The following is a 20,225-nucleotide window of genomic DNA, read 5'->3' on the forward strand; positions in this document are numbered from 1 at the left end:
AGGACGCTCAAGCAGCGAGCCACCGCGTGGCGAGCGTTAGCGTCCTCAAATGGAAGAAGCGCAGATAGCGTTCCTGAACGGACTTCGCCACCCGTCATGGTCACGCTATGTTCACGGCGATGCGTCCGCAGATTCTTTTCCCCCTGTTCGCCGAGGTTTCCAGCCTGAAGGGCGTGGGCCCCCGCATCCTGCCCCTGGTGCAGAAGGTGGCGGGGCCGCTGGTGCGCGATCTGGTCTTCCTCAGCCCCTCGGGCGTCATCTTGCGCCGGCCCATGCAGGCGGCGACCGCCGTGGACGGCGAGGTCGGCATCTTCGAGATCGTCATCGACCGCCTGTTCGTCCCCAGCCGCCCCGGCGCCCCGCTGAAGGTCCGCGCCAGCGACCCGACCGGCTTCGTCCACCTGGTCTGGTTCGGAGGCTCGCCCCAGCATATCGACCGGCTGCTGCCGCGCGGCGAGACCCGGCTGGTCTCGGGCAAGGTCGAGCGGTTCAACGGCGAGGTCCAGATCGTCCATCCGGACATCGTCACGCCCGACAAGGCCGCCGACATCCCGGCCTCCGAACCCGTCTATCCGGCGACGCAAGGCTTGACCTCGCGCCAGCTGCGCAAACTGGTCCAGGCCGCCCTGCCCGCCGCCCCCGACCTGCCGGAATGGCAGGACCCCGCCTGGCTGAAGAAGCAGAACTGGCTAGGCTGGCGCGCCGCCCTGGACGCCCTGCACGCCCCGGCGGGCGAGCCCGACCTGTCGCCCGACGCCCCGGCCCGCCGGCGCCTGGCCTATGACGAATTCCTGGCCCACCAGCTGGCCCTGGCCCGCCGTCGCCGCGCCCGCGAGATCAAGCCCGCCCCCGTCATCGCACCCGGCGCCGCCTCCGACTGCCTGCTCCAGGCCCTGCCCTTCACCTTGACCAACGCCCAGGCCCAAGCCGTCGCCGAAATCCGCCGCGACCTGGCCTCCGGCAAACAGATGGGCCGGTTGCTTCAGGGCGACGTCGGCTCGGGCAAGACCGCCGTCGCCGCCCTGGCCCTGGCCGACGCGGCCTCCAGCGGCTTCCAGTCCGCCCTGATGGCCCCGACCGAAATCCTGGCCCGCCAGCATTACGAAAAACTCGGCCCCCTGCTGGAGGCGGCCGGCGTCGCCTCCGTCCTGCTCACCGGCCGGGATGCGAACGGCCAGAGGCGCGAGAAGCTGGCCGCCCTGGCGTCCGGTCACGCCCAGGTCGCCATCGGCACCCACGCCCTGTTCCAGGACGCCGTCCGCTTCGACCGCCTGGCCCTGGCCGTCATCGACGAGCAGCACCGGTTCGGCGTCAGCGAGCGCCAGCGGCTTCAGGCCAAGGGCGACCCGCGTCTGGGCGCCGTCCACCTGCTCACCATGTCGGCCACCCCCATCCCCCGCACCCTGGAGCTGACCCAATACGGCGAGCTGGAAGTCAGCCGTCTGATGGAGAAGCCGCCGGGCCGCACCCCCGTCACCACCGCCGTCGTACCCCTGGCCCGCATCGGCGAGGTCGCCGCCCGGTTGAAGACGGCGCTGGACGCCGGCGCCCAGGCCTACTGGATCTGCCCCCTGGTCGCCGAATCCGAGGCCATCGACCTGGCCGCCGCCGTCGACCGCGCCGACGACCTGCGCCGCCTGCTGGGGGTCGAGGTCGGCCTCGCCCACGGCCAGATGCCGGGCGCCGAGCGCGAAGCCGTCATGGCCGACTTCGCCGACGGCCGCATGCCCCTGCTGGTCGCCACCACCGTGGTCGAGGTTGGGGTCGATGTGCCCAGCGCCTCCATCATGGTCATCGAGCACGCCGATCGCTTCGGCCTGGCCCAGTTGCACCAGCTGCGCGGTCGCGTCGGTCGCGGCTCGAAGGCCAGTTCCTGCATCCTGCTGTACGGCGGCCAGGACGGCGCCCTCGGCGAAACCGCCAAGGAACGGCTCGAAACCCTGCGCCGCACCGAGGACGGCTTCGTCATCGCCGAGGAAGACTTCCGCCTGCGCGGCGGCGGCGACCCGCTGGGCCTGAAACAGAGCGGCTTCCCCGCCTACCGTTTCGCCGACCCGATCCGCCACCGGTCCCTGATGCTGGCCGCCGCCGACGACGCCCGCCTGATCCTGGGCCGCGACCCCGACCTGACCTCCGAACGCGGTCAGGCGGTGCAGGTGCTGGAGGAGTTGTTCGACTGGAAGGGGCATAAGGCGGGGTCGGATTGAAGGGGCGCCGCGCCCACGTCCGTGATCCTGGACCTTGCGCCTAGGATCCAAAGACTCGACCGGCTAGAACGCCCCGGATGTTGCGCCTGTCAGAACTCAAACTGCCCCTCGACCACCCGCCGGAGGCCTTGCCCGCCGCGATCGCCGCCCGGCTGGGCGTGCCGCCGCACGATCTTGTCTCCTGGTCGATATGGAAGCGGGCGCACGACGCCCGCCGGAAATCCGCGATTCTGAAAGTCTACATCCTCGACGTCGAGGTGAGGGATGAAGCGGCGGTGCTGGCCCGCCTTGCAGACGACGTGCACGTGGCGCCGACGCCGGACGTCGCCTATCGCCCGGTCGCCGTCGCCCCCAGCACCGAGCGCCTTCGGCCGGTCGTGATCGGGGCCGGGCCGTGCGGCCTGTTCGCCGGGCTGATCCTGGCCGAGATGGGGTTCAAGCCGATCATCCTCGACCGCGGCAAGGTGGTTCGGCAGCGGACCAAGGACACCTGGGGCCTGTGGCGGAGCAGCAAGTTGGACCCGGAATCCAACGTGCAGTTCGGCGAGGGCGGCGCGGGCACCTTCTCCGACGGCAAGCTCTACAGCCAGATCAAGGATCCGCGTTTCCTGGCCCGCAAGGTGTTGACCGAATTCGTCGCAGCCGGGGCGCCGGAGGAAATCCTCACCGAGGCCCACCCGCACATCGGCACCTTCCGCCTGGTGACCATGGTCGAGGCCATGCGCGAGAAGATCGAACGGCTGGGCGGCGAGTACCGCTTCGAGCACCGGGTCACCGACATCGATCTCGACAAGGGCGTCCTTCGGGGCGTGCGCCTGCACACCGGCGAGACGCTGGAGGCCGACCACGTGGTCTTCGCCATCGGCCATTCGTCGCGCGACACCTTCCAGACCCTCTACGACCGCGGCGTCCATATCGAGGCCAAGCCGTTTTCGATCGGCTTCCGCATCGAGCATCCGCAGTCGTGGATCGACAAGGCCATGTTCGGCCCCTGCGCCGGCCACCCCGACTTGGGCGCTGCGGCCTATTCGCTTTCGCACCATTGCAGCAACGGCCGCACCGTCTACAGCTTCTGCATGTGCCCGGGCGGCACCGTAGTCGCGGCCACCAGCGAGCCCGGCCGCGTCGTGACCAACGGCATGAGCCAATATTCGCGCAACGAGCGGAACGCCAACTCCGGCTTCGTGGTCGGCATCTCGCCCGAGGATTATCCCAGCGACCACCCGCTGGCGGGCATCGAACTGCAACGGGATCTGGAGACCCGCGCCTATGCGGCCGGCGGCGGAGACTATTTCGCGCCGGGCCAGCTGGTCGGCGACTTCCTGGCGGGCCGGCCCTCGACCGCGCTGGGCGAGGTCGTCCCCAGCTATAAGCCGGGCGTGCGCCCGACCGACCTGGCGCCCCTGATGCCCGACTATGTGATCGCCGCCATGCGCGAGGCCCTGCCCGTCTTCGGCCGCAAGATCGCCCGCTACGACGACGCCCAGGCGGTTCTGACGGGCGTCGAAACCCGCAGTTCATCCCCGATCCGAATGACCCGCGGCGCCGACTTCCAGAGCCTGAACGTGCGCGGCCTCTTCCCTGCCGGCGAAGGCGCCGGCTACGCCGGCGGCATCCTGTCGGCCGCCGTCGACGGCATCAAGGTCGCCGAAGCCGTCGCCCGGTCGATGATGGCGAAGGCGGCAGCGTAGACGAAAGGCGGCGCATCGCCACGATCGTGCGGCAATCCGGACCGCGTCAGAGGGCGCGGATTTGTCAGCCTGTTTTTACGACAAGCCTGCCAAAACTCAGCCGATCATGCAGGTCCAGCCGTCGAACCCGACCTCGACATTGGCCGGAACAATCGCCGACAGTTCCTTGTAATCCATGTCGATATGCAGGTTCGTCAGCACGGCCCGCTCTACATCCGCCGCCGCAATCCACTCCAGCGTCCGGTCCAGATGGGCGTGGGTCGGATGGGGGGTGTAGCGCAGGGCGTCGACGATCCAGACCTGACAGCCGGCCACCGCACGGATCGCCGCCTCGTCCAGGTCCGACACGTCGCTGGAATAGGCCATGTCGCCCAGCCGATAGCCGACCGACCGGATCGGCCCGTGCCCCTGATCGAAGGTCACGACCGGGATCGCGCCCCCCGGCCCCTCCACCGACCAGGCCGTCCCGTGCGGCGGAATGACCTGGGCGTCCAGCAGCGGCGGATAGCCGAACTTGCTCTCGAAGATATAGTCGAACCGGTGCGACAGGGACGTTCGGGTCGCCTCGTCCATCCAGGCCGGGATCCGCTTGCGCGCCCGCGTGGCGAAGGTGCGCAGATCGTCGATCCCGTGGGTCTGGTCCGCATGGTCGTGGGTATAGAGGACGGCGTCCACATGCCGGGTCTCGCTGGCCAGCATCTGTTCGCGCAGGTCCGGCGAGGTGTCGATCAGGATGTTGGTCGTCCCCTCCGGCCCGGTCTTGCGCGCCAGCATCGAGCAGCGCGTCCGCCGGTTCCTCGGCTCGGCCGGGTCGCAGACGCCCCAGTCGCCGTCGCCGCGCGGCACACCGCCCGACGAACCGCTGCCCAGGATGACGACTTCGAAGCTCATGCCGATCTCGGTATCCGGTCAAAGAGGCCGAAGAAGGCCTCGGTGGTTCTCTGGTCCGCCTCCTCGGCGCTCCAGCCCCGGATCTCGGCCAGCTTGTCCAGCACATGGCCGATATAGGCCGGCTCGTTGCGCCGCCCCCGATGCGGGATGGGCGCCAGATAGGGGCAGTCGGTCTCGACGATTATACGGTCGCCGGGCATGTCGCGGATCACCGCCCGCACATCCTCGGCCGCCTTGAAGGTGGCGATGCCCGAGACCGAGAACCAGGCGCCCAGTTCCGCTGCGATTCCCGCCAGTTCCGCCCCGCTGGTGTAGCAGTGCATCAGCATCTTGAACGGCCCGGCGGCGTGCTCCTCCTTCAGGATCGCCCCCATGACCTCATCCGCCTCGCGGGTGTGGATCACCAGCGGCAGGCCCGTCTCCCGCGCCGCCGCCACATGCCGGCGGAACACCGCCGCCTGGATCTCTCGCGGGCTGAAGTCATAGTGGAAGTCCAGGCCGCACTCACCGATCCCGACCACCTTGGGCCGCTGCGCCAGTTCGATCAGGGTCGTCGCCGTCAGGTCCGCCGCATCCTTGGCCTCGTGCGGATGGACCCCGACCGTGCACCAGATGTCGGGGTTGGCCATGGCGATCCCATGGGTCGCCTCGAAGGTGGTCAGCTTGTCGGAAATCTCGACCATCAGACCGACCCCGGCCTCGCGGGCCCGGGCGATCACCTCGTCCCGGTCCTCATCGAACTGGGGGGCGTGCAGGTTCACATGGCTGTCGATCAGCATCAGCCCCTCCGTTCCTCTTGCGCCTGAACCCGTTTCAGGTCGGCCAGCGCCCCGGCCAGGACATCGCCCCGATCCAGGTTCAGCCCGGCCGCTCGCTCCGGCAACGGCTGCAGCCGTTCCCACAGCTCGGCCCAGCGATTGGCGAAGCCGGGCGCACTGTTCAGGGCCCGCATCCGCACTGCGGCGATCAGCCGGTCCATCAGTATGTCGAAACGCTCCTGGCCTTCCGCGCCCCGGAACTTGTCGGCGATGGCCAGGGTCTCGGCCCGGTCCACATCGCCCTCGACCCAGCGCCGCGCCAACTGGTCCATCTCGAAGGTCGCCCCCGCCGCCGGGGCCGGGGCCGCGCCGGGCGCCCCGCCCGCCATGGCCGCCGCGTGCTCGGCCGCCTCGGGCTCGGCCCCCGTGCGGTTCCGCACCAGGGTCTCCAGCCGCTCCTGGCTCCAGATCGGGAAGCTCAGCCGCCGACAGCGCGACCGGATCGTGGCCAGCAGCCGCCCCGGCGCATGGGTGACCAGGAACAGCACCCCCCGCTCGGGCGGCTCTTCCAGAACCTTCAGCAAGGCGTTGGCCGCATTGATGTTCAGGTCATCGGCCGCATCGATGATCGCCACCCGGTGCTGGGCCTGGGAGGGGCTCTTGGAAAAGAATTCCGGCAGGTCGCGCGACTGATCGACCGAGATCGACTTCTTGGTCTTGCCGCCCTCCACCAGCCGTTCCAGCACCAGCAGGTCGGGATGGGACTGGGCCGAGATCAGCCGGCTGACCGGATCGTCGCGCCGCGCGATAGGCGAAGGTCGCCTTGCCCGTCCCCTCGACCCCGCACAGCAGCCAGGCATGGTGCAACCGCCCCCGCTCCCAGGCGTCCAGAAAGGCCGTTTCCGCCGCCGCATCGGGCACCAGATCGAACCGGTCGCGGGGGTGGTCGTCGCTCACAGCAGCCGATCCTGCACCGCCCGCCAGACCCGCGCCTCGACCTCGTCCAGCGACCCCACGGCGTCGATCAGCACGCACCGATGGGGGTTGGCCTCGACGATCCTCAGAAAGCCCTCGCGCAGTCGCTCATGAAACTCCAGCCCCTTGGATTCGAATCGCGTCTCGAACAGGCCGCGCCCGAACGCCCGCTCCAGCCCCACCTCGACCGGCAGGTCGAACACCAGGGTCAGGTCCGGCTGGTCGTCTCCGACCACGCCCGCATCGATCTGTTCGATAAAGCTCTGGGCGACGCCCCCGCCCGCGCCCTGATAGGCTCGACTGCTGTCGGCGAACCGGTCGCACACCACCCAGTCGCCGGCCTCCAGCGCCGGCCGGATGGTCCGCTCCAGATGGTCCGAACGCGAGGCGTACATCAGCAGGGTTTCGGTCATGGCCGACCAGGGCTCGGCGTCGGTGGCCACGACCAGGTTGCGGATCACCTCCGCCCCCTTCGATCCGCCCGGCTCTCGCGTGCGGACCACCTGGCGGTCGCCCAGAACGGGTTGCAGCCGCTCCACCAGCCGTCCGACCTGAGTCGACTTGCCGGAGCCCTCGCCGCCTTCGAAGCTGATGAATTTCCCACGGGTCACGGGCGCACTAATGGCGTCCGCAGCGCGGGAGGCAAGCCTTAGCCGCCGGATATCAACAGAGCGTCCGCATATCCGCGCGCCACGACCGCCTGACGGGCCGTCTCGGCCGCATTGGCGTCGCCCCAGGGACCGACCAGAACGCGGTACAGTCCGCCGGTCTCGTCCACGGTCGCGCGCTCGCCCAGCCTGCGCGCGGTCCGCCGCGCGCTGTTCTGATCCCTGAACGCCCCGGCCTGGACCCAGAAGCCGCCGCCCGCGCCGACCGGGGCTTCGGCCGAGGTCGAGGGAGCGGGCGCCGCCGCCTCGGCCCTCAGCACAGCGCCTCCGCCCAGTCGCGGCGCCCGGCCGAGATAGCGAACCCGCACCCGCCCCACGCCTTGCCGCAGCAGATCCAGCTCCTGCGCCGCGCCCCGCGACAGGTCGATGATTCGCCCATCGACGAACGGCCCGCGATCATTGACCCGCACCACGATCCGCCGCCCGTTCTCCAGATTGGTGACCTCGACCAGGCCCGGCAGCGGCAGGGTCTTATGCGCGGCGGTCAGCTGGCGCATGTCGAACCGTTCGCCGGTCGAGGTCGGCCGACCGTTGAAGGCGTCGCCGTACCAGGAGGCCAGACCGACCTCGTCATAATCCGGCTGTTCCTTGGGCGTGTACCACCGCCCGCGCACCTGATAGGGCCGCATCGTGCCCGACACGATCGGGGCCGGGTCCCTGACGACGGGCGCGGCTCCGCCGCCTCGCCCGCCGCCCAAGGTCGAACAGGCCGCCAGCAGCGAGAACAGCCCCAAAACCAGGCCGCTCCGGATCCACTGTCCAACTCGCATCGGCACGCCTCGTCACACCCGTCCAAAAACAGGATGACCGAAGACATTTCCGCTTTGGTTAATGGGGCGTTCGCCTGCTATGGCGTCCGCCCGACCGGGCGATCCGGCAAGGAAGTGTGGCCGAGTGGTTTAAGGCACTGGTCTTGAAAACCAGCGACGGTGCGAGCCGTCCGTGGGTTCGAATCCCACCGCTTCCGCCATTTGCATTAATTTTATTACGCAAATTCTAGCTTTTTCTATACGCCCACCTAAACACCTGCCTATCACAACACCGCTTCAGATGGCTTTTCAGGGCGTTCGAGGTGTGTTCGGTTATCTCCAGTTTCGCCTGGTCCGGGAGTTCTGTCTCACTTCCACAGCGGTTTCAGGCGCGATTCGGCGATATGCCCGAACCATCTCAGGCGAAGAGAGAACGAGAGTCCGCCAAGCACGCAGCACTGTCGTCAGCCGGATAGCGCCGTCTCCTTAATCGACCCTCGCCATCATCCAGCGACGAAAGGCGTCGGCGCCCGCTTGTGCCCCGAAGTGAATAGTGTCGGCCATGGCGTAGAACCAGCTCGTCCCCAGCCTGCTAATCAGCCACGTACCCAGCGAGCGCTCACGACTGGCCCGCGATCGGGCAAGCGGAGCGAAGTCATGCGGGACCATTCGTTCGGCGTCAGCTGTTTCCATCGGCCGCGATAGATCGTGCTTGCCTTGGCTGTCGATTGGCCACTTCGCCTTTCCAACAGATCCTGACCGCCTCGGGTCGGTAGCGCGAACTCCATGGACGCGGGGGAGCGTCCTCAGTGATCCCGAAATGACGGACCGAGTCCGCACCATGTCGATCATTCCCACGTCATGGCGCGCCTCCACGCAGTGACGGAAATTAGGGATCACCTGAAGAGGTGGCGCCAGTCAGACGATACAATCGACGGCCCGCCCCGTAAGACCGTCGCCGCATCGACCGAGGCCTAAGTTGAGGTCGGGGCCAGAGTTGAAGATGAAGGCTAGAAGCCGAAGTCCGTCTGAGCTGGATCCGGACCACGTGAACGTCGTCGCGGCTTGCGCGCCGCCACTGCGGGCGGCGTACACGGTGGAGGTGGAGGTGGTGTTGGGGATTGCGGCGGAACCGACCCCGTCGTCGCCGAACCGGGCGCCCGCTCGCGGGACGGACCGTTCTCCCGCGACGACAGTGGCATGCCCGGCAGACGCGGCGGGCTCGGCGGGCTGAAACGCCGCTCGCCGCCCGGCGCTCGGCCGGGAACCGGTTCGGCGCCTCGCCTCGCCCTTTTCCAGGCGTTCAATTCGCTTTCCCGCCATCCGACCCGACCTGGGGACACGGGTATGGGCCAAGGGAAGAGTCCTGCCCGCTGCATGCGCCAGGCCGTCGTTCGGCTGAAGCCGACGAGGTTTTGAACCTCGGGCCAGAGCAAAAGCCGGTCATCCGGACCGCCGGGCTGGACGCCGTCGTCGTTTAACCGGAACGGGGTCGCCCGGCCTCTTGGAGGCGGAACCGGCGTCGATTCCGCGCGGTCGAGGATCACGTCCGTCACGATCCGCTCCCTCACCGCCTTCGGATGGGCGGAGAAGAGGTTGGGGCCGTCGGATCGGGGCGTCCGATCAGACACGGCGTCGGCTCTGGGCGGCGGCGGGGGCGCCGGTGCGGAGCCCCAATATCTGGGCCGCCGCCCAGGCTTCGAGCAGATTGCGGGGATAGAAGGGTTTTGAACGGACGTGGAGACACGGAGGTCCGTCGGACCGGGTGGACCAAAGCTGCGCCAGCGGGGCCGGCTTGAGCCGGATGCCCCGCTGCGCCAGGAAGGCGGAGGTCTCGGCGCGCGTCAGGAGCGCGCCCTCCTCCACCGCCGAAAACGCGGGCTCCGTCACCATTGGGAGCCTCCCGTAGGCTGGCATTGCTGGACGGTGAGGATCCGCCGGCCCGCCGTCAGGGCGGAGGTAGCAGCCCAGAACGCTCGCGACGTACTGGCGGGTTTCGGCGATGTCGGGGATCTGTCCGAGCCGGGCCACCCGGGCGGGTCCGGCGTTGTAGGCGGCCAGAGCCAGCCGCACGTCGCCGAACCGGACGAGTTGCTGCGCCAGATAGGCCACGCCGCCGCGCACGTTCTCCTCCGGCTCCAAACGATTCGGAACTTGAAGATCGGCGGCTGTCCCGGGCATCAATTGGGTCAGGCCACAGGCGCCGGCGATCAAACAGGCCTCGGGTCGATAGGCGCTTTCAACAATGACGACGGCGTGAAGCAGCTTCTCGTCGAGGCCGTGTCGCCGCGCGGCGGCCTCCACAGCCGCCTGGTAAGGCTGGCTGAGCGCCGCGATCCTGTCGCTCAGCGCTTCGAACTCACCGACGCCCTCCCTGTCCTCAGACGAGAAGCCGAACAGTCCGCCGCCGGCGGCGGACCAGTCCACGGCCTGGGCCCGTGCCGGTCCAATGCCCATAGTCGGGCTGACGAGGCACAGGAGGAGGGCCGCGCGGCTGGCATACCTCACCACAGACGAACGTCCGGCTTGGCCACTCTGGCTGGCAACTGAGCGCCAACGGCGGTCATGTGGACTATGCCGGATAGAGGACATTCGCGCGTGGATCTGAGGCACGCTTTCGGGCGCGATGCATGCTTTTCAAACCCACCCTTAGCAGACATGACCGGGCCCGTTTCAGGCCCGGTCGAGAGTCACAGATCGATCTGCTCTGACATCTCCAGGGCGTCGTCCACCTCGATGCCGAGGTATCGGACAGTGCTCTCCAGTTTCCGGTGACCCAATAGGAGTTGGCAAGCCCGCAGGTTACCGGTCTCCTTGTAGACGAGAGACACCTTAGTGCGGCGGAGGCTGTGAGTTCCGTACCCTGCGATTCGAGGTCGATCATCCGAATCCATTGATCGACGAGCCGGGCGTCCTGTCGGGCGCCGATGTGCTGCCCCGGCCGGCTACGACTGGGGAACAGCCAGTCCTCATCGCGCTGACCCCGGACCTTTAACCAGGCAGCGATTGCGTCACGCGCGGCCTCTGTGATTTCGAACGGCACAGGCCTACCCGTCTTCTGCTGGATGACGAATGAGCGCTGGCGGAAGGCCCAGATGTGCTTTGGCTTGAGCGGCGCCTCGGGGCCGATCAGACCAGCCCGTGTTCCATGGCGCTTGGGTTGGATGAATAGGTCAGACTGGCGCATGGCCAACCTCCATTGAGGTCGCCTCCATGTGCGTTGCCATTCTATGACCACAGCAGCTCTCAGCGCCGTCGGCGGTCAGGTCTTTAACCCAAAGAGCATCTTCAGATAATCGCCATGGCGCCGCCGTCCCGCCTCGGCTACCGGTCGGCTGAATCAAGTGGCAAGCCGATACCCAATGCCTGGTTCGGTGACGAGCAAAGCGGGCTGGGCTGGGTCTTTCTCCAGCTTGTGCCGGAGTTGGCCGATCACGACACGCAGATACTGGACGTCGTGCAGGTGGCCGGCGCCCCAGACGGTCTTCAGCAGATCGACATGGCCCAGCACCTTGCCGGCGTTGCGCGCCAGATAGGCCAGGACGTCGTACTCCTTGGGCCGCAGCTTCACCCGCTCGCCGGCGCGGGTGACGATCCGGCGGTCCAGATCGATTATGACATCCTCCGCCGTGACCACGCCGCCAGCGACCGGCATCAGCATGCCTTGGCGCAAGCCTGCGCGGATGCGCGCCAGCAATTCGCCGACGCCGAATGGCTTTTCCACATAGTCATTGGCCCCCAGGTCCAAGGCCGCAATTTTTTCCGCCTCGCGGTCGCGTGCGGACAGGATGATGATCGGTCCCTTGTAGAACTCACGCGCCCGCGTCAGCACGTCCTTGCCGTCCATATCGGGCAGGCCCAGGTCCAGGACCACGGCGTCGGGGTTCCACAGGGCGATGGCGCGCAGGCCTTCCTGTCCGCTGTCGGCGCGCTTGGGTTCATAGCCGGCGGCGTCGAGCGCAGGCGACAGAAACCGGTGGATTTGAGGTTCGTCGTCGATGACCAGAATCTGGGGGCGAACGGCGGTCATCACAGCAAATCCGGATGGGTGGCGATGGACTTGGGCAGGCTGATCAGAATTCGAGTTCCGCGCTTTTCACCGTCCGGTCCGTCCTGGATCGGGCTGGCGGCGGCGATGCGGCCGCGCATGGCCTCGACGAAGCCCTTGGCGATGGCGAGCCCCAGGCCGGCCCCTTTTGCACGGTCGGTGGATTCCTCCATACGCCGAAACTTGTCGAACACCCTTTCCAGCTCCGCAGTCGGGATGCCCCTGCCCTCGTCCTCGATGGAGATGACGACGGCGCCGCGATCCTCATAAGCCGCCAGTTCGATGGTCGTGCCGTCGGGGCTGTAGGCGATGGCGTTTTCCAGAATGTTGACCACCGCCTGTTCCAAGAGGCCCGGATCGGCCTCGACCATGCTGAGCTGGGCGGGAAAGTCTCGTGTGACCTTGCGCTGGCCCAGGCGGCGCGACACCCGGTCGGCGGCGGCGTTCAGGATGTCGCGCACATCGGTCCAGTCGGTGCGGACGTTCAGCCCGCCGCCCTCCAGCCGGGTCATGTCCAAAAGGTCGCCGACATAGCGCGACAGGCGCTCGGCCTCTTCTCGGATGCTCAGCAGCAGGTCGTCGCGGACCTCGGGCTTCAGGGTCGCACCATAGTCGATCAGCGTCGTCGCCGAGCCCAGGACGGTGGACAGGGGCGTGCGCAGATCGTGGCTGACCGAGTTCATCAGGGCGGCGCGGAAACGGTCGGCGCGGCGCAGGGTCTCGGTCTCCAGCGCCTGTCCCGCCAGGTCGGCGCGCTCCAGCGCCACGGCGCCCTGATCGAGCAGGGCCAGGGCCAGGCGCTCCTCGTCCGAACCGGCCGTCACGGCCGAGGCGTCGATGCCCGCCACCCCTGCCCGTCCCCGAACCCCCTGCAGGGGTTGGAACCGCCATCGGCTCTGCGGCAGGGTGCCGGTGCCGTGTCCGGCGACCTCGCCATGCATCCAGGCCCAGCGGGCGGCGGCCATGGCGTCGGCGCCCAGGGTCGCGCCTTCCGGACTGGCGGCCGCCGGGACGATGTCGTCTCCGTCCGGCAGCAAGACCACGGCTCCCGCACCCGCAGCGGCCGACGCCTGTTCGGCCAGGCTTAGAGCCGTGCCGGCGCGATCCTCGGCCGCAGACAGGGTCTGGCTGGCGGCCAGCAAGGCCGAGACGGCGGCGGCGCGCCTCTGGGCGGCGCGGGCCTGTTCGCGCACCCGCCCCGCCAGGGCCCCGGCGCCCAGTGCGACGGCCCAGAACAGCACCAGAGTGAGAAAGTCGGTCGGCGAGCCGATCAGGAAACTGTAGCGCGGCTGAAGGAACAGGAAGTTGTAGGTCAGAAAGGCCAGGGTCGCCGCCGCCAGGGCCGGGCGCAGGCCATTCAACACCGCCGCCGCCACGACCGCCGCCAGATAGATGACGCCCAGATCGACCCGCTCGAACCGCGTGTCCAGCAGCAGGGCGACGCCCGTCGCCGCACCGATGGAGCCGGCGCTCGCGCTATAGGCGCGCCAATCCGCGCCGCCGCGCGGTCCCGCCCGCGTCGCCGGTTCGGGCGCCGCCAGATCGCCTTCGGTCACCACATGAACCGCGACGCCCTGGGCCTTGCGCAGCAGTTCGGTCGCCAGGGCCCGGCCGGTCCATTCGGCGAACCGCCCGCCTCGCGTCTTGCCGATGACGATCTGGGTGACGTTGTTGCGATGGGCGTGATCCAGAACGGCGCGCACCACGTCGTCGCCGCTCAGCGTCACCGGGCGCGCCCCCAGTTGCTCGGCCAGTTTGAAGGCCTCGGACAGGCGCGCCATGGAGCGAGCGTCAGAGCGCGAGCCCGACGGCCGTTCCACATGGGCCACCGACCAAGGGGCGTTCATCATCATGTCCGACATCCGTCGCCCGGTCCGCACCAGAGACGCGCTCATGGCGTCGCCGCCCACCAGGACCATGATCCGCTCGCTCGCCGCCCAGGGCCCGGACACGCCGCGGTCCCGCAGATGGGACAACAGCTGATCGTCCACCGTCTGGGCCGCGCGACGCAGGGCCAGTTCGCGCAGGGCCGTCAGATTCTCCAGCTTGAAGAAATTCTCGGACGCCGCCCGCGCCGTCTCGGGCACATAGACCTTGCCCTCGGCCAGGCGAGCGCGAAGGTCCTCGGGCGTGATGTCCACCACCTCGATATCGTCGGCCTCGGTCAGGACGCTGTCGGGCACCGTTTCGCGCGGACGGACGCCGGTGATCCGCAGGATGACGTCTGACAGGCTTTCCAGATGCTGGATGTTCAGCGTCGTCCAGATGTCGATGCCGGCGTCGCGCAGCTCTTCCACGTCCTGCCAACGTTTCGGATGGCGCGAACCGGGCGCATTGGAATGGGCGTACTCATCGACCAGCAGTAGACCGGGGCGGCGCGCCAGGGCGCCATCGAGATCGAACTCCATCAGCGACCGGCCGCGATGGTCGATCGGCGCGCGCGGCATGACGTCCAGCCCGCGCAGCAGACTCATAGTCTCCTTGCGGCCGTGGGTCTCAACCAGACCCACGACGACATCCAGCCCCTCAGCCTTTCGCCGACGGGCGGCGCGCAGCATTTCATAGGTCTTGCCCACGCCGGGCGACATGCCCAGAAACACCTTCAGCCGCCCGCGCTTGCGGCGCGGAACGGCTGAAGTCGCGGGCGTTTCGGGCGCCGTCTCGGGCAATCAGCCCTCCACGCCGAAGCGGGCGTCCAGCGCCCGGTTGGTCAGCAGGACATTGACCCGCGGCTGGCCAATGAAGCCGAGGAAGGCCCCCTGGGTCTGGCTGTCGATGATACTCTGGACCTGCTGCACGGACACGCCTCTGGCGCGGGCGATCCGCGCGGCCTGAAGCCGAGCGTAGGCCGGGGACACGTCCGGGTCGAGGCCAGAACCCGAGGTCGTCACCGCATCGGCGGGGATGACGCCGGGACCGTCCTCGGCGCGGATGGCCTGGGCGCTTTCGGCGACCCGCGCCGCCAGGTCCGGGTTCAACGGCCCCATGTTCGAGCCCGACGAGGCGGCGGCGTCATAGCCGTCGCCCGCAGCCGAGGGGCGCGGATGCAGATAGGTCGAACCCGCGAACGGCTGTCCGATCAGGGCCGAGCCAACGACCCGACCGCCGGCGTCGCGCACCAGGCTGCCGTTGGCCTGGCTGGGGAAGGCGATCTGGGCGATCCCCGTCACCGCCAGCGGATAAGCCAGCCCCAGCAGGAGGGTGAAAAGAGCCATCATCACGATGGCTGGACGCAGTTGGTTGACCATGGTCCTCGCCTCAGAAGGTCACCTTCAGCGTCGCTATGGCGCGCGCGCCGTAGAGATCGCCGAAGTCGTGTTGATCGGTGTCGTGATAGCGCAGGTCGACGGCCAGGGTGTCGGTCAGCTGATAGGCCGCGCCCAGGTTCCAGGTGGTGTAGTCTAGGTCCGAAGACACCCACTGACGCCCGACGGCGCCAGAAACAGTCCATTTCTCGGCTGGGCTGACGGCGCCGTTGATCTCCGCATAGGACGCCTCGTCCTCCGATGCGCCGAAGAAGTCGGGTGAATAATAGACCGCCGCTCCCAAGGTCGCGGGACCTACAGCGCGCGAGGCCGCCGCTTTCAGCTCGACATAGTCATAGTCCGCGCCGTCCGGCTGGCCGGCGTACAGATAGCCGATGACGCCGAAGTCCAGGGCATAGCCCGCCACCTCGGGCCGATAGCCGGCGTAGAGATCGACCTCGGCGTGGGTGTCGTCGCCGAAATCGACATTGGAGGCCCAGCCGCCGGCGTAGAAGCCATTGCGGGTCAGATCGACGCCCGCCGAGATCGCCGGATCTTCCTGCGTCTGGCTGACGCCGCGGAAGACATAGTCGGACGTCAGGGCGACGTTTGCCGAAACATCCTGCGCCTTGGCCTCGCTGCACAGGCCCAGGCCTGCGATTGCGGCGATACTGGCGGCGGCGAACCAGGCGTCGTTACGGCCGGAGGCCTTGTTGAGACGATTACGCATGGAAATATCCTTGGAAGCGCGCATCAGGCCAGGCCCAGCGCGGAAATGACGAGATCGATCAGCTTGATGCCGACGAACGGCGCGATCAGACCGCCCAGGCCGTAGATCAGCAGGTTGCGACCCAGCAGGGCGCCGGCGCCGATGGCCCGGTATTTGACGCCCTTCAGCGCCAGCGGGATCAGGGCGACGATGACCAGGGCGTTGAAGATCACCGCCGACAGGATGGCGCTTTCGGGACTGTGCAGACGCATCACGTTCAGCGCGCCGAGCGACGGCAGGGCGACCACGAACATCGCCGGGATGATGGCGAAATACTTGGCCACGTCGTTGGCGACCGAGAAGGTGGTCAGGGCGCCGCGCGTGATCAGCAGTTGCTTGCCGACCTCGACGATCTCGATGACCTTGGTCGGATCGCTGTCCAGATCGACCATATTGCCGGCCTCGCGCGCGGCCTGGGCGCCGGTCTGCATGGCCACCCCGACATCGGCCTGGGCCAGGGCGGGCGCGTCATTGGCGCCGTCGCCGCACATGGCGACCAGACGGCCCTTGGCCTGTTCGGCCTTGATCAGGCGCATCTTGTCCTCGGGCGTCGCCTCGGCGAGGTAGTCGTCCACCCCGGCTTCCGAGGCGATGGCCGCCGCCGTCACCGGATTGTCGCCGGTGATCATGACGGTGCGCAGGCCCATGCGACGCAGGTCGGCGAAGCGCGCCTTCACGCCCGGCTTGACCACGTCCTTCAGGTGGATGACGCCGACCAGCACGCCGTTCTGGGTCACGGCCAGGGGCGTGCCGCCCGAACGGGCGATCCGGTCCACCGCCTGACGGAACTCGGCGGGAGCCGCGCCGTCGGACAGGTTCAGATCCTTCAACACCGCATCGACCGCGCCCTTCCTCCAGCTGTCCTTGCCGACGTCCAGGCCCGACTGGCGGGTGACGGCGGTGAAGGGGATGGCGACGGCGCCGACAGGTTGTTCGACCGAGACGCCTGCGTTGCGGCCCAGCTCGACGATGGACCGGCCCTCAGGCGTCTCGTCGGCCAGGGACGCCATGACGGCCGCGGCCAGGGCGGCCTCGGGGCGCACGCCGGGAACCGGGATGACCTCGGTCGCCATGCGGTTGCCGAAGGTGATGGTGCCGGTCTTGTCGAGCAGCAGGGTGTCGACGTCGCCTGCCGCCTCCACCGCACGGCCCGAGGTGGCCAGCACGTTCACCTTCAGCAACCGGTCCATGCCGGCGATGCCGACGGCGGACAGCAGGCCCCCGATCGTGGTTGGGATCAGGGTGATGAACAGGGCGCCCAGCACCATCGGGTCCAGATCGACGCCCGAATAGGCGCCCAGGCCGACCAAGGTCACGACCGCGATGAGGAAGATCAGGGTCAGGCCGACCAACAGCACGGCCAGAGCCAGTTCGTTCGGCGTCTTGCGTCGATCCGCGCCCTCGACCATGGCGATCATGCGGTCCAGGAAGGTCGAGCCCGGCTTGGCGGTGATGCGCACCTTGATCCAGTCGGACACCACGGTGGTGCCGCCGGTCACCGCCGAACGGTCGCCGCCGCTTTCGCGGATCACCGGGGCGCTCTCGCCGGTGATGGCGGCCTCGTTGACCGAGGCCACGCCCTCGATGATCTCGCCGTCCGAGGCGATGACATCGCCGGCCTCGACCAGGATGACGGATCCGATCTCAAGATCCGACGCATTGGTCGGGATCACCATGCCGGTCTCGGGATCGACGATCAGCTTGGCCTTGGTTGTGACGCGGGTGGCGCGCAGACTATCGGCCGCCGCCTTGCCCCGCCCTTCGGCGACGCTTTCGGCGACATTGGCGAACAGGACCGTGGCCCACAGCCACAGCGCCAGTTGCACCGCAAAGCCCGCCGATTGACCGCCGGCCATGGCCGCCGCCGCCGAGAGCGTGGACAGAAGCGCCACGATCCAGGTGGTGAAGATAACCGGGTTCTTGACCAGTTTGACCGGGTTCAGCTTGACGAAGGCGTCGCCGACTGCGCGCCCGATCATCGCCCCGGAGAGACCGCCCGCGAGGGGCGACGCACCGCCGCCCTCGCGGGGATCGAGTGTGATTTGTGTCATGTCAGGATGTCCGAAGGATCAGGCGCCGGCGACCGCCGCGAGCACCTGGAAGTGCTCGACGATCGGTCCCAGGGCGAGGGCGGGTAGGAACTGCAGGCCGCCGAGGATGAGGATCACGCCGATCAGCAGGCCGATGAACAGGCCGTTGTCGGTGGGCAGTGCGCCGGCGCTGGGCGCCAGCTTGGGCTTGACGACCAAACTGCCGGCGATGGCCAGAACGGCGACGGCCGGAACAAACCGACCGAACAGCATCCCCAGACCCAGGGTCGTGTTCCACCAGGGGGCGTTGGCGGTCAGACCCGCAAAGGCAGAGCCGTTGTTCGCCGCCGCCGAGGTGTAGGCGTAGAGGATCTCCGAAAGACCATGCGGGCCGTCGTTCAACAGCCCCGCCAGGGCGGTCGGGAACACTGCACTGACCGCCGAGAAGCCCAGGATGGCCAGCGGCAGGACCAGCACCGCGATCATGGCGAACTGGATCTCGCGCGCCTCGATCTTCTTGCCCAGATATTCGGGCGTCCGTCCGACCATCAGGCCGGCGACAAAGACCGACAGCAGGGCCATGACCACCATGATGGCGATGCCCGATCCGATCCCGCCGGGCAGGATCTCGCCCAGCTGCATCAGGAACATCTGCAAGGCCCCGCCCAGCGGCATATAGCTGGCGTGCATCGAATTGACCGAGCCGTTCGAGGCGCCGGTCGTGACCACGGACCAGACGGTCGAGGCGGGCGCTCCGAAGCGGACCTCCTTGCCTTCCATATTGGCCGAGGCGTCGACCTGGGCCGCGACCAGGGCCGGGGCCGGCTGGGTCTCAATCACATACATGGCCGCGCTGGCGACGCTCAGCAGGATCAGCGCCGCCGCCGCAAGAGCGCGGACGTCGCGTCCCGCCAGAGCCGTGCGGCCGAAGGCGAAGAAGGCCGCCCAACCCATGACGTTGATCGCCACGGCGCTGAGAAGATTGGTGATGGCGTTGGGGTTCTCGAAGGGATGGGCGCCGTTGACGTTGAAGACGCCGCCGCCGTTGATGCCCAACTGTTTGATCGCCACCTGGCTGGCCGCCGGGAACAGCGGCAGGCTCTGGGACCCGCCCTCGACGCCTGTCGCCTGAACGTTCGCCGCCAGGCTCTGCACAACGCCCAGCCCGGCCAGAACGACCGCCAGCACCAAGGCTGCGGGCAGCAGCACATAGAGGGTGGTCCGTGTCAGATCCGCCCAGAAGTTGCCGACGCCGTCGCCGCGATGGGCCACAAAGGCCCGCGCCAGGGCCGCCGCTATGGTCGCCCCGGTCGCAGCCGACACGAAGTTCTGTACCGTCAGCCCGACCATCTGGCTGAACGTCGACAGCGTCGACTCGCCGCCATAGCTCTGCCAGTTGGTGTTGGTGACAAAGCTGACGGCGGTGTTGAAGGCCAGGTGCGGCGACACGCCGGCAAACCCCTGCGGGTTCAGCGGCAGCAAGCCCTGCAGACGCAGGATCGCATACAGCAACACAAAGCCCGCCAGGTTGAAGGCCAGCAGGGCGCCGGCATATCCCAACCAGCCTTGGCTGCGCTTCGGATCGACGCCCGCCGCGCCGTAAAAGACGGCCTCCACTGGCTTCAGCACCGGGTCCAGCCAGGTCCGCTCGCCGTTCCAGACGCGCGACATATAAACGCCGATGGGCCAGCCGAGCATGACGGCCAGCCCAAGGGTCACGGCGATCTCGCCCCATCCTTGAATGTTCATGAAATCCGTCCCGGTTCCTCAGAACCGCTCGGGCCGCAGCAGCGCCGCGACCATGTAAACGGCGACGACAAGCGCCCCCGCCCCCCAGAGCATGGCGATCATCGTCACACCCGCTTCAACGCTGTGGCCAGCAGGGCGAAGACGGCGAACGCCCCTGCCCCGATCGCCAGAAAGATCACATCGGCCATGTCGGCCTCCTCGCTCAAAGTTCGAGCGGGACAGGACCATCAAGACGCATAATGGCGCGATGTGACTCCCAGCCCTTCGTCTAAAGGATTCATAAAAACATGGATCTATAGACCGGTCGCCTACTAGGCCTATCGCCTGGACGAAGAAGCGCGTCGTGGCTTCCCATTGGGAGTCGCCGTCGTCGATCCGTAGGAGAATTGGTCGCTTTTGCCAGGATGGACGGCGTCCCCTATGGATCGATCCACTTGCCCTACGC

Annotated in this window: 15 protein-coding genes, 1 tRNA gene and 1 pseudogene; 3 read left to right on the plus strand and 14 right to left on the minus strand. The window is 68.1% G+C overall.

Features of this window, described 5'->3' with window-relative positions; genetic code table 11:
* Positions 1 to 119 precede the first annotated feature (119 nt).
* Both recG and JMT67_RS03565 read left to right on the plus strand, forming a co-directional pair.
* Positions 120 to 2,207, plus strand: a complete 2,088-nt coding sequence (gene recG / locus JMT67_RS03560; protein WP_201463964.1) for an ATP-dependent DNA helicase RecG — start codon at positions 120 to 122, stop codon at positions 2,205 to 2,207.
* A 77-nt stretch (positions 2,208 to 2,284) separates the two neighbouring features.
* Positions 2,285 to 3,898, plus strand: coding sequence for an NAD(P)/FAD-dependent oxidoreductase (locus tag JMT67_RS03565; protein ID WP_201462705.1), 1,614 nt, complete (start codon positions 2,285 to 2,287; stop codon positions 3,896 to 3,898).
* A 96-nt stretch (positions 3,899 to 3,994) separates the two neighbouring features.
* Here the strand turns inward: JMT67_RS03565 and JMT67_RS03570 are convergent, their stop codons facing one another.
* From JMT67_RS03570 to JMT67_RS03590, 5 genes and pseudogenes are all read right to left on the minus strand, one after another.
* Entirely contained in the window at positions 3,995 to 4,789 is a 795-nt protein-coding gene (locus JMT67_RS03570; protein WP_201462706.1) for an MBL fold metallo-hydrolase, read from the minus strand.
* Positions 4,786 to 5,568 (minus strand): TatD family hydrolase, encoded by a 783-nt coding sequence (locus JMT67_RS03575; RefSeq protein WP_201462707.1) that lies wholly within the window; start codon positions 5,566 to 5,568, stop codon positions 4,786 to 4,788. Before JMT67_RS03575 ends, JMT67_RS03570 begins: the two co-directional genes overlap by 4 nt.
* Positions 5,568 to 6,504 (minus strand): annotated as a pseudogene (locus JMT67_RS03580) (AAA family ATPase). The gene JMT67_RS03575 and the pseudogene JMT67_RS03580 overlap by 1 nt, the downstream one beginning before the upstream one ends.
* A complete protein-coding gene (gene tmk, locus JMT67_RS03585) occupies positions 6,501 to 7,133 on the minus strand; it encodes a dTMP kinase (protein ID WP_201462708.1) in 633 nt (210 codons plus the stop codon). Before tmk ends, JMT67_RS03580 begins: the two are co-directional and overlap by 4 nt.
* Positions 7,134 to 7,171: 38 nt before the next feature.
* Positions 7,172 to 7,924, minus strand: a complete 753-nt coding sequence (locus JMT67_RS03590) for a septal ring lytic transglycosylase RlpA family protein (protein ID WP_325100303.1) — start codon at positions 7,922 to 7,924, stop codon at positions 7,172 to 7,174.
* Between the two features lie 146 nt (positions 7,925 to 8,070).
* On the opposite strand from JMT67_RS03590, the gene JMT67_RS03595 reads away from it, so the two are divergent.
* Positions 8,071 to 8,160: transfer RNA gene (locus tag JMT67_RS03595), tRNA-Ser, on the plus strand.
* Between the two features lie 789 nt (positions 8,161 to 8,949).
* Here JMT67_RS03595 and JMT67_RS03600 read toward each other — a convergent pair.
* The 9 genes from JMT67_RS03600 to JMT67_RS03645 form a co-directional block, all read right to left on the minus strand.
* On the minus strand, positions 8,950 to 9,570 hold the full coding sequence (locus JMT67_RS03600; protein WP_325100304.1) for a helix-turn-helix transcriptional regulator: 621 nt from the start codon (positions 9,568 to 9,570) through the stop codon (positions 8,950 to 8,952).
* Entirely contained in the window at positions 9,563 to 10,366 is an 804-nt protein-coding gene (locus tag JMT67_RS16190; RefSeq protein WP_233455782.1) for a lytic transglycosylase domain-containing protein, read from the minus strand. Before JMT67_RS16190 ends, JMT67_RS03600 begins: the two co-directional genes overlap by 8 nt.
* Before the next feature lie 913 nt (positions 10,367 to 11,279).
* Positions 11,280 to 11,969, minus strand: a complete 690-nt coding sequence (locus JMT67_RS03615) for a response regulator (RefSeq protein WP_201462710.1) — start codon at positions 11,967 to 11,969, stop codon at positions 11,280 to 11,282.
* Positions 11,969 to 14,656 carry a sensor histidine kinase gene (locus tag JMT67_RS03620; protein WP_201462711.1) on the minus strand — a complete coding sequence of 896 codons (2,688 nt, stop codon included), beginning with the start codon at positions 14,654 to 14,656 and terminating at the stop codon, positions 11,969 to 11,971. Before JMT67_RS03620 ends, JMT67_RS03615 begins: the two co-directional genes overlap by 1 nt.
* Positions 14,657 to 15,235, minus strand: a complete 579-nt coding sequence (gene kdpC / locus JMT67_RS03625; protein WP_201462712.1) for a K(+)-transporting ATPase subunit C — start codon at positions 15,233 to 15,235, stop codon at positions 14,657 to 14,659.
* 10 nt (positions 15,236 to 15,245) lie between these two features.
* A complete protein-coding gene (locus tag JMT67_RS03630) occupies positions 15,246 to 15,962 on the minus strand; it encodes a TorF family putative porin (protein ID WP_054765927.1) in 717 nt (238 codons plus the stop codon).
* 23 nt (positions 15,963 to 15,985) lie between these two features.
* Positions 15,986 to 18,052: a potassium-transporting ATPase subunit KdpB gene (gene kdpB / locus JMT67_RS03635; protein WP_201462713.1), complete on the minus strand. Its 2,067-nt coding sequence runs from the start codon at positions 18,050 to 18,052 to the stop codon at positions 15,986 to 15,988.
* An 18-nt stretch (positions 18,053 to 18,070) separates the two neighbouring features.
* Complete coding sequence (gene kdpA, locus JMT67_RS03640) at positions 18,071 to 19,780, minus strand: potassium-transporting ATPase subunit KdpA (RefSeq protein WP_201462714.1); 1,710 nt, start codon at positions 19,778 to 19,780, stop codon at positions 18,071 to 18,073.
* A gap of 18 nt (positions 19,781 to 19,798) precedes the next feature.
* Positions 19,799 to 19,882: a potassium-transporting ATPase subunit F gene (locus JMT67_RS03645; protein ID WP_082503478.1), complete on the minus strand. Its 84-nt coding sequence runs from the start codon at positions 19,880 to 19,882 to the stop codon at positions 19,799 to 19,801.
* Positions 19,883 to 20,225: the final 343 nt, after the last annotated feature.

Source organism: Brevundimonas aurantiaca, from assembly GCF_904830995.1.
In the GTDB taxonomy this organism is placed as follows: Bacteria; Pseudomonadota; Alphaproteobacteria; order Caulobacterales; family Caulobacteraceae; genus Brevundimonas; species Brevundimonas aurantiaca.

Bases quoted from the DNA above. Each gene is read 5' to 3' on its own strand.
- recG (WP_201463964.1), top strand. From the start codon at position 120: ATGCGTCCGCAGATTCTTTTCCCCCTGTTCGCCGAGGTTTCCAGCCTG.
- JMT67_RS03565 (WP_201462705.1), top strand. From the start codon at position 2,285: ATGTTGCGCCTGTCAGAACTCAAACTGCCCCTCGACCACCCGCCGGAG.
- JMT67_RS03570 (WP_201462706.1), bottom strand. From the start codon at position 4,789: ATGAGCTTCGAAGTCGTCATCCTGGGCAGCGGTTCGTCGGGCGGTGTG.
- JMT67_RS03575 (WP_201462707.1), bottom strand. From the start codon at position 5,568: ATGCTGATCGACAGCCATGTGAACCTGCACGCCCCCCAGTTCGATGAG.
- JMT67_RS03615 (WP_201462710.1), bottom strand. From the start codon at position 11,969: ATGACCGCCGTTCGCCCCCAGATTCTGGTCATCGACGACGAACCTCAA.
- kdpC (WP_201462712.1), bottom strand. From the start codon at position 15,235: ATGGTCAACCAACTGCGTCCAGCCATCGTGATGATGGCTCTTTTCACC.
- JMT67_RS03630 (WP_054765927.1), bottom strand. From the start codon at position 15,962: ATGCGTAATCGTCTCAACAAGGCCTCCGGCCGTAACGACGCCTGGTTC.
- kdpB (WP_201462713.1), bottom strand. From the start codon at position 18,052: ATGACACAAATCACACTCGATCCCCGCGAGGGCGGCGGTGCGTCGCCC.
- kdpA (WP_201462714.1), bottom strand. From the start codon at position 19,780: ATGAACATTCAAGGATGGGGCGAGATCGCCGTGACCCTTGGGCTGGCC.
- JMT67_RS03645 (WP_082503478.1), bottom strand. From the start codon at position 19,882: ATGATCGCCATGCTCTGGGGGGCGGGGGCGCTTGTCGTCGCCGTTTAC.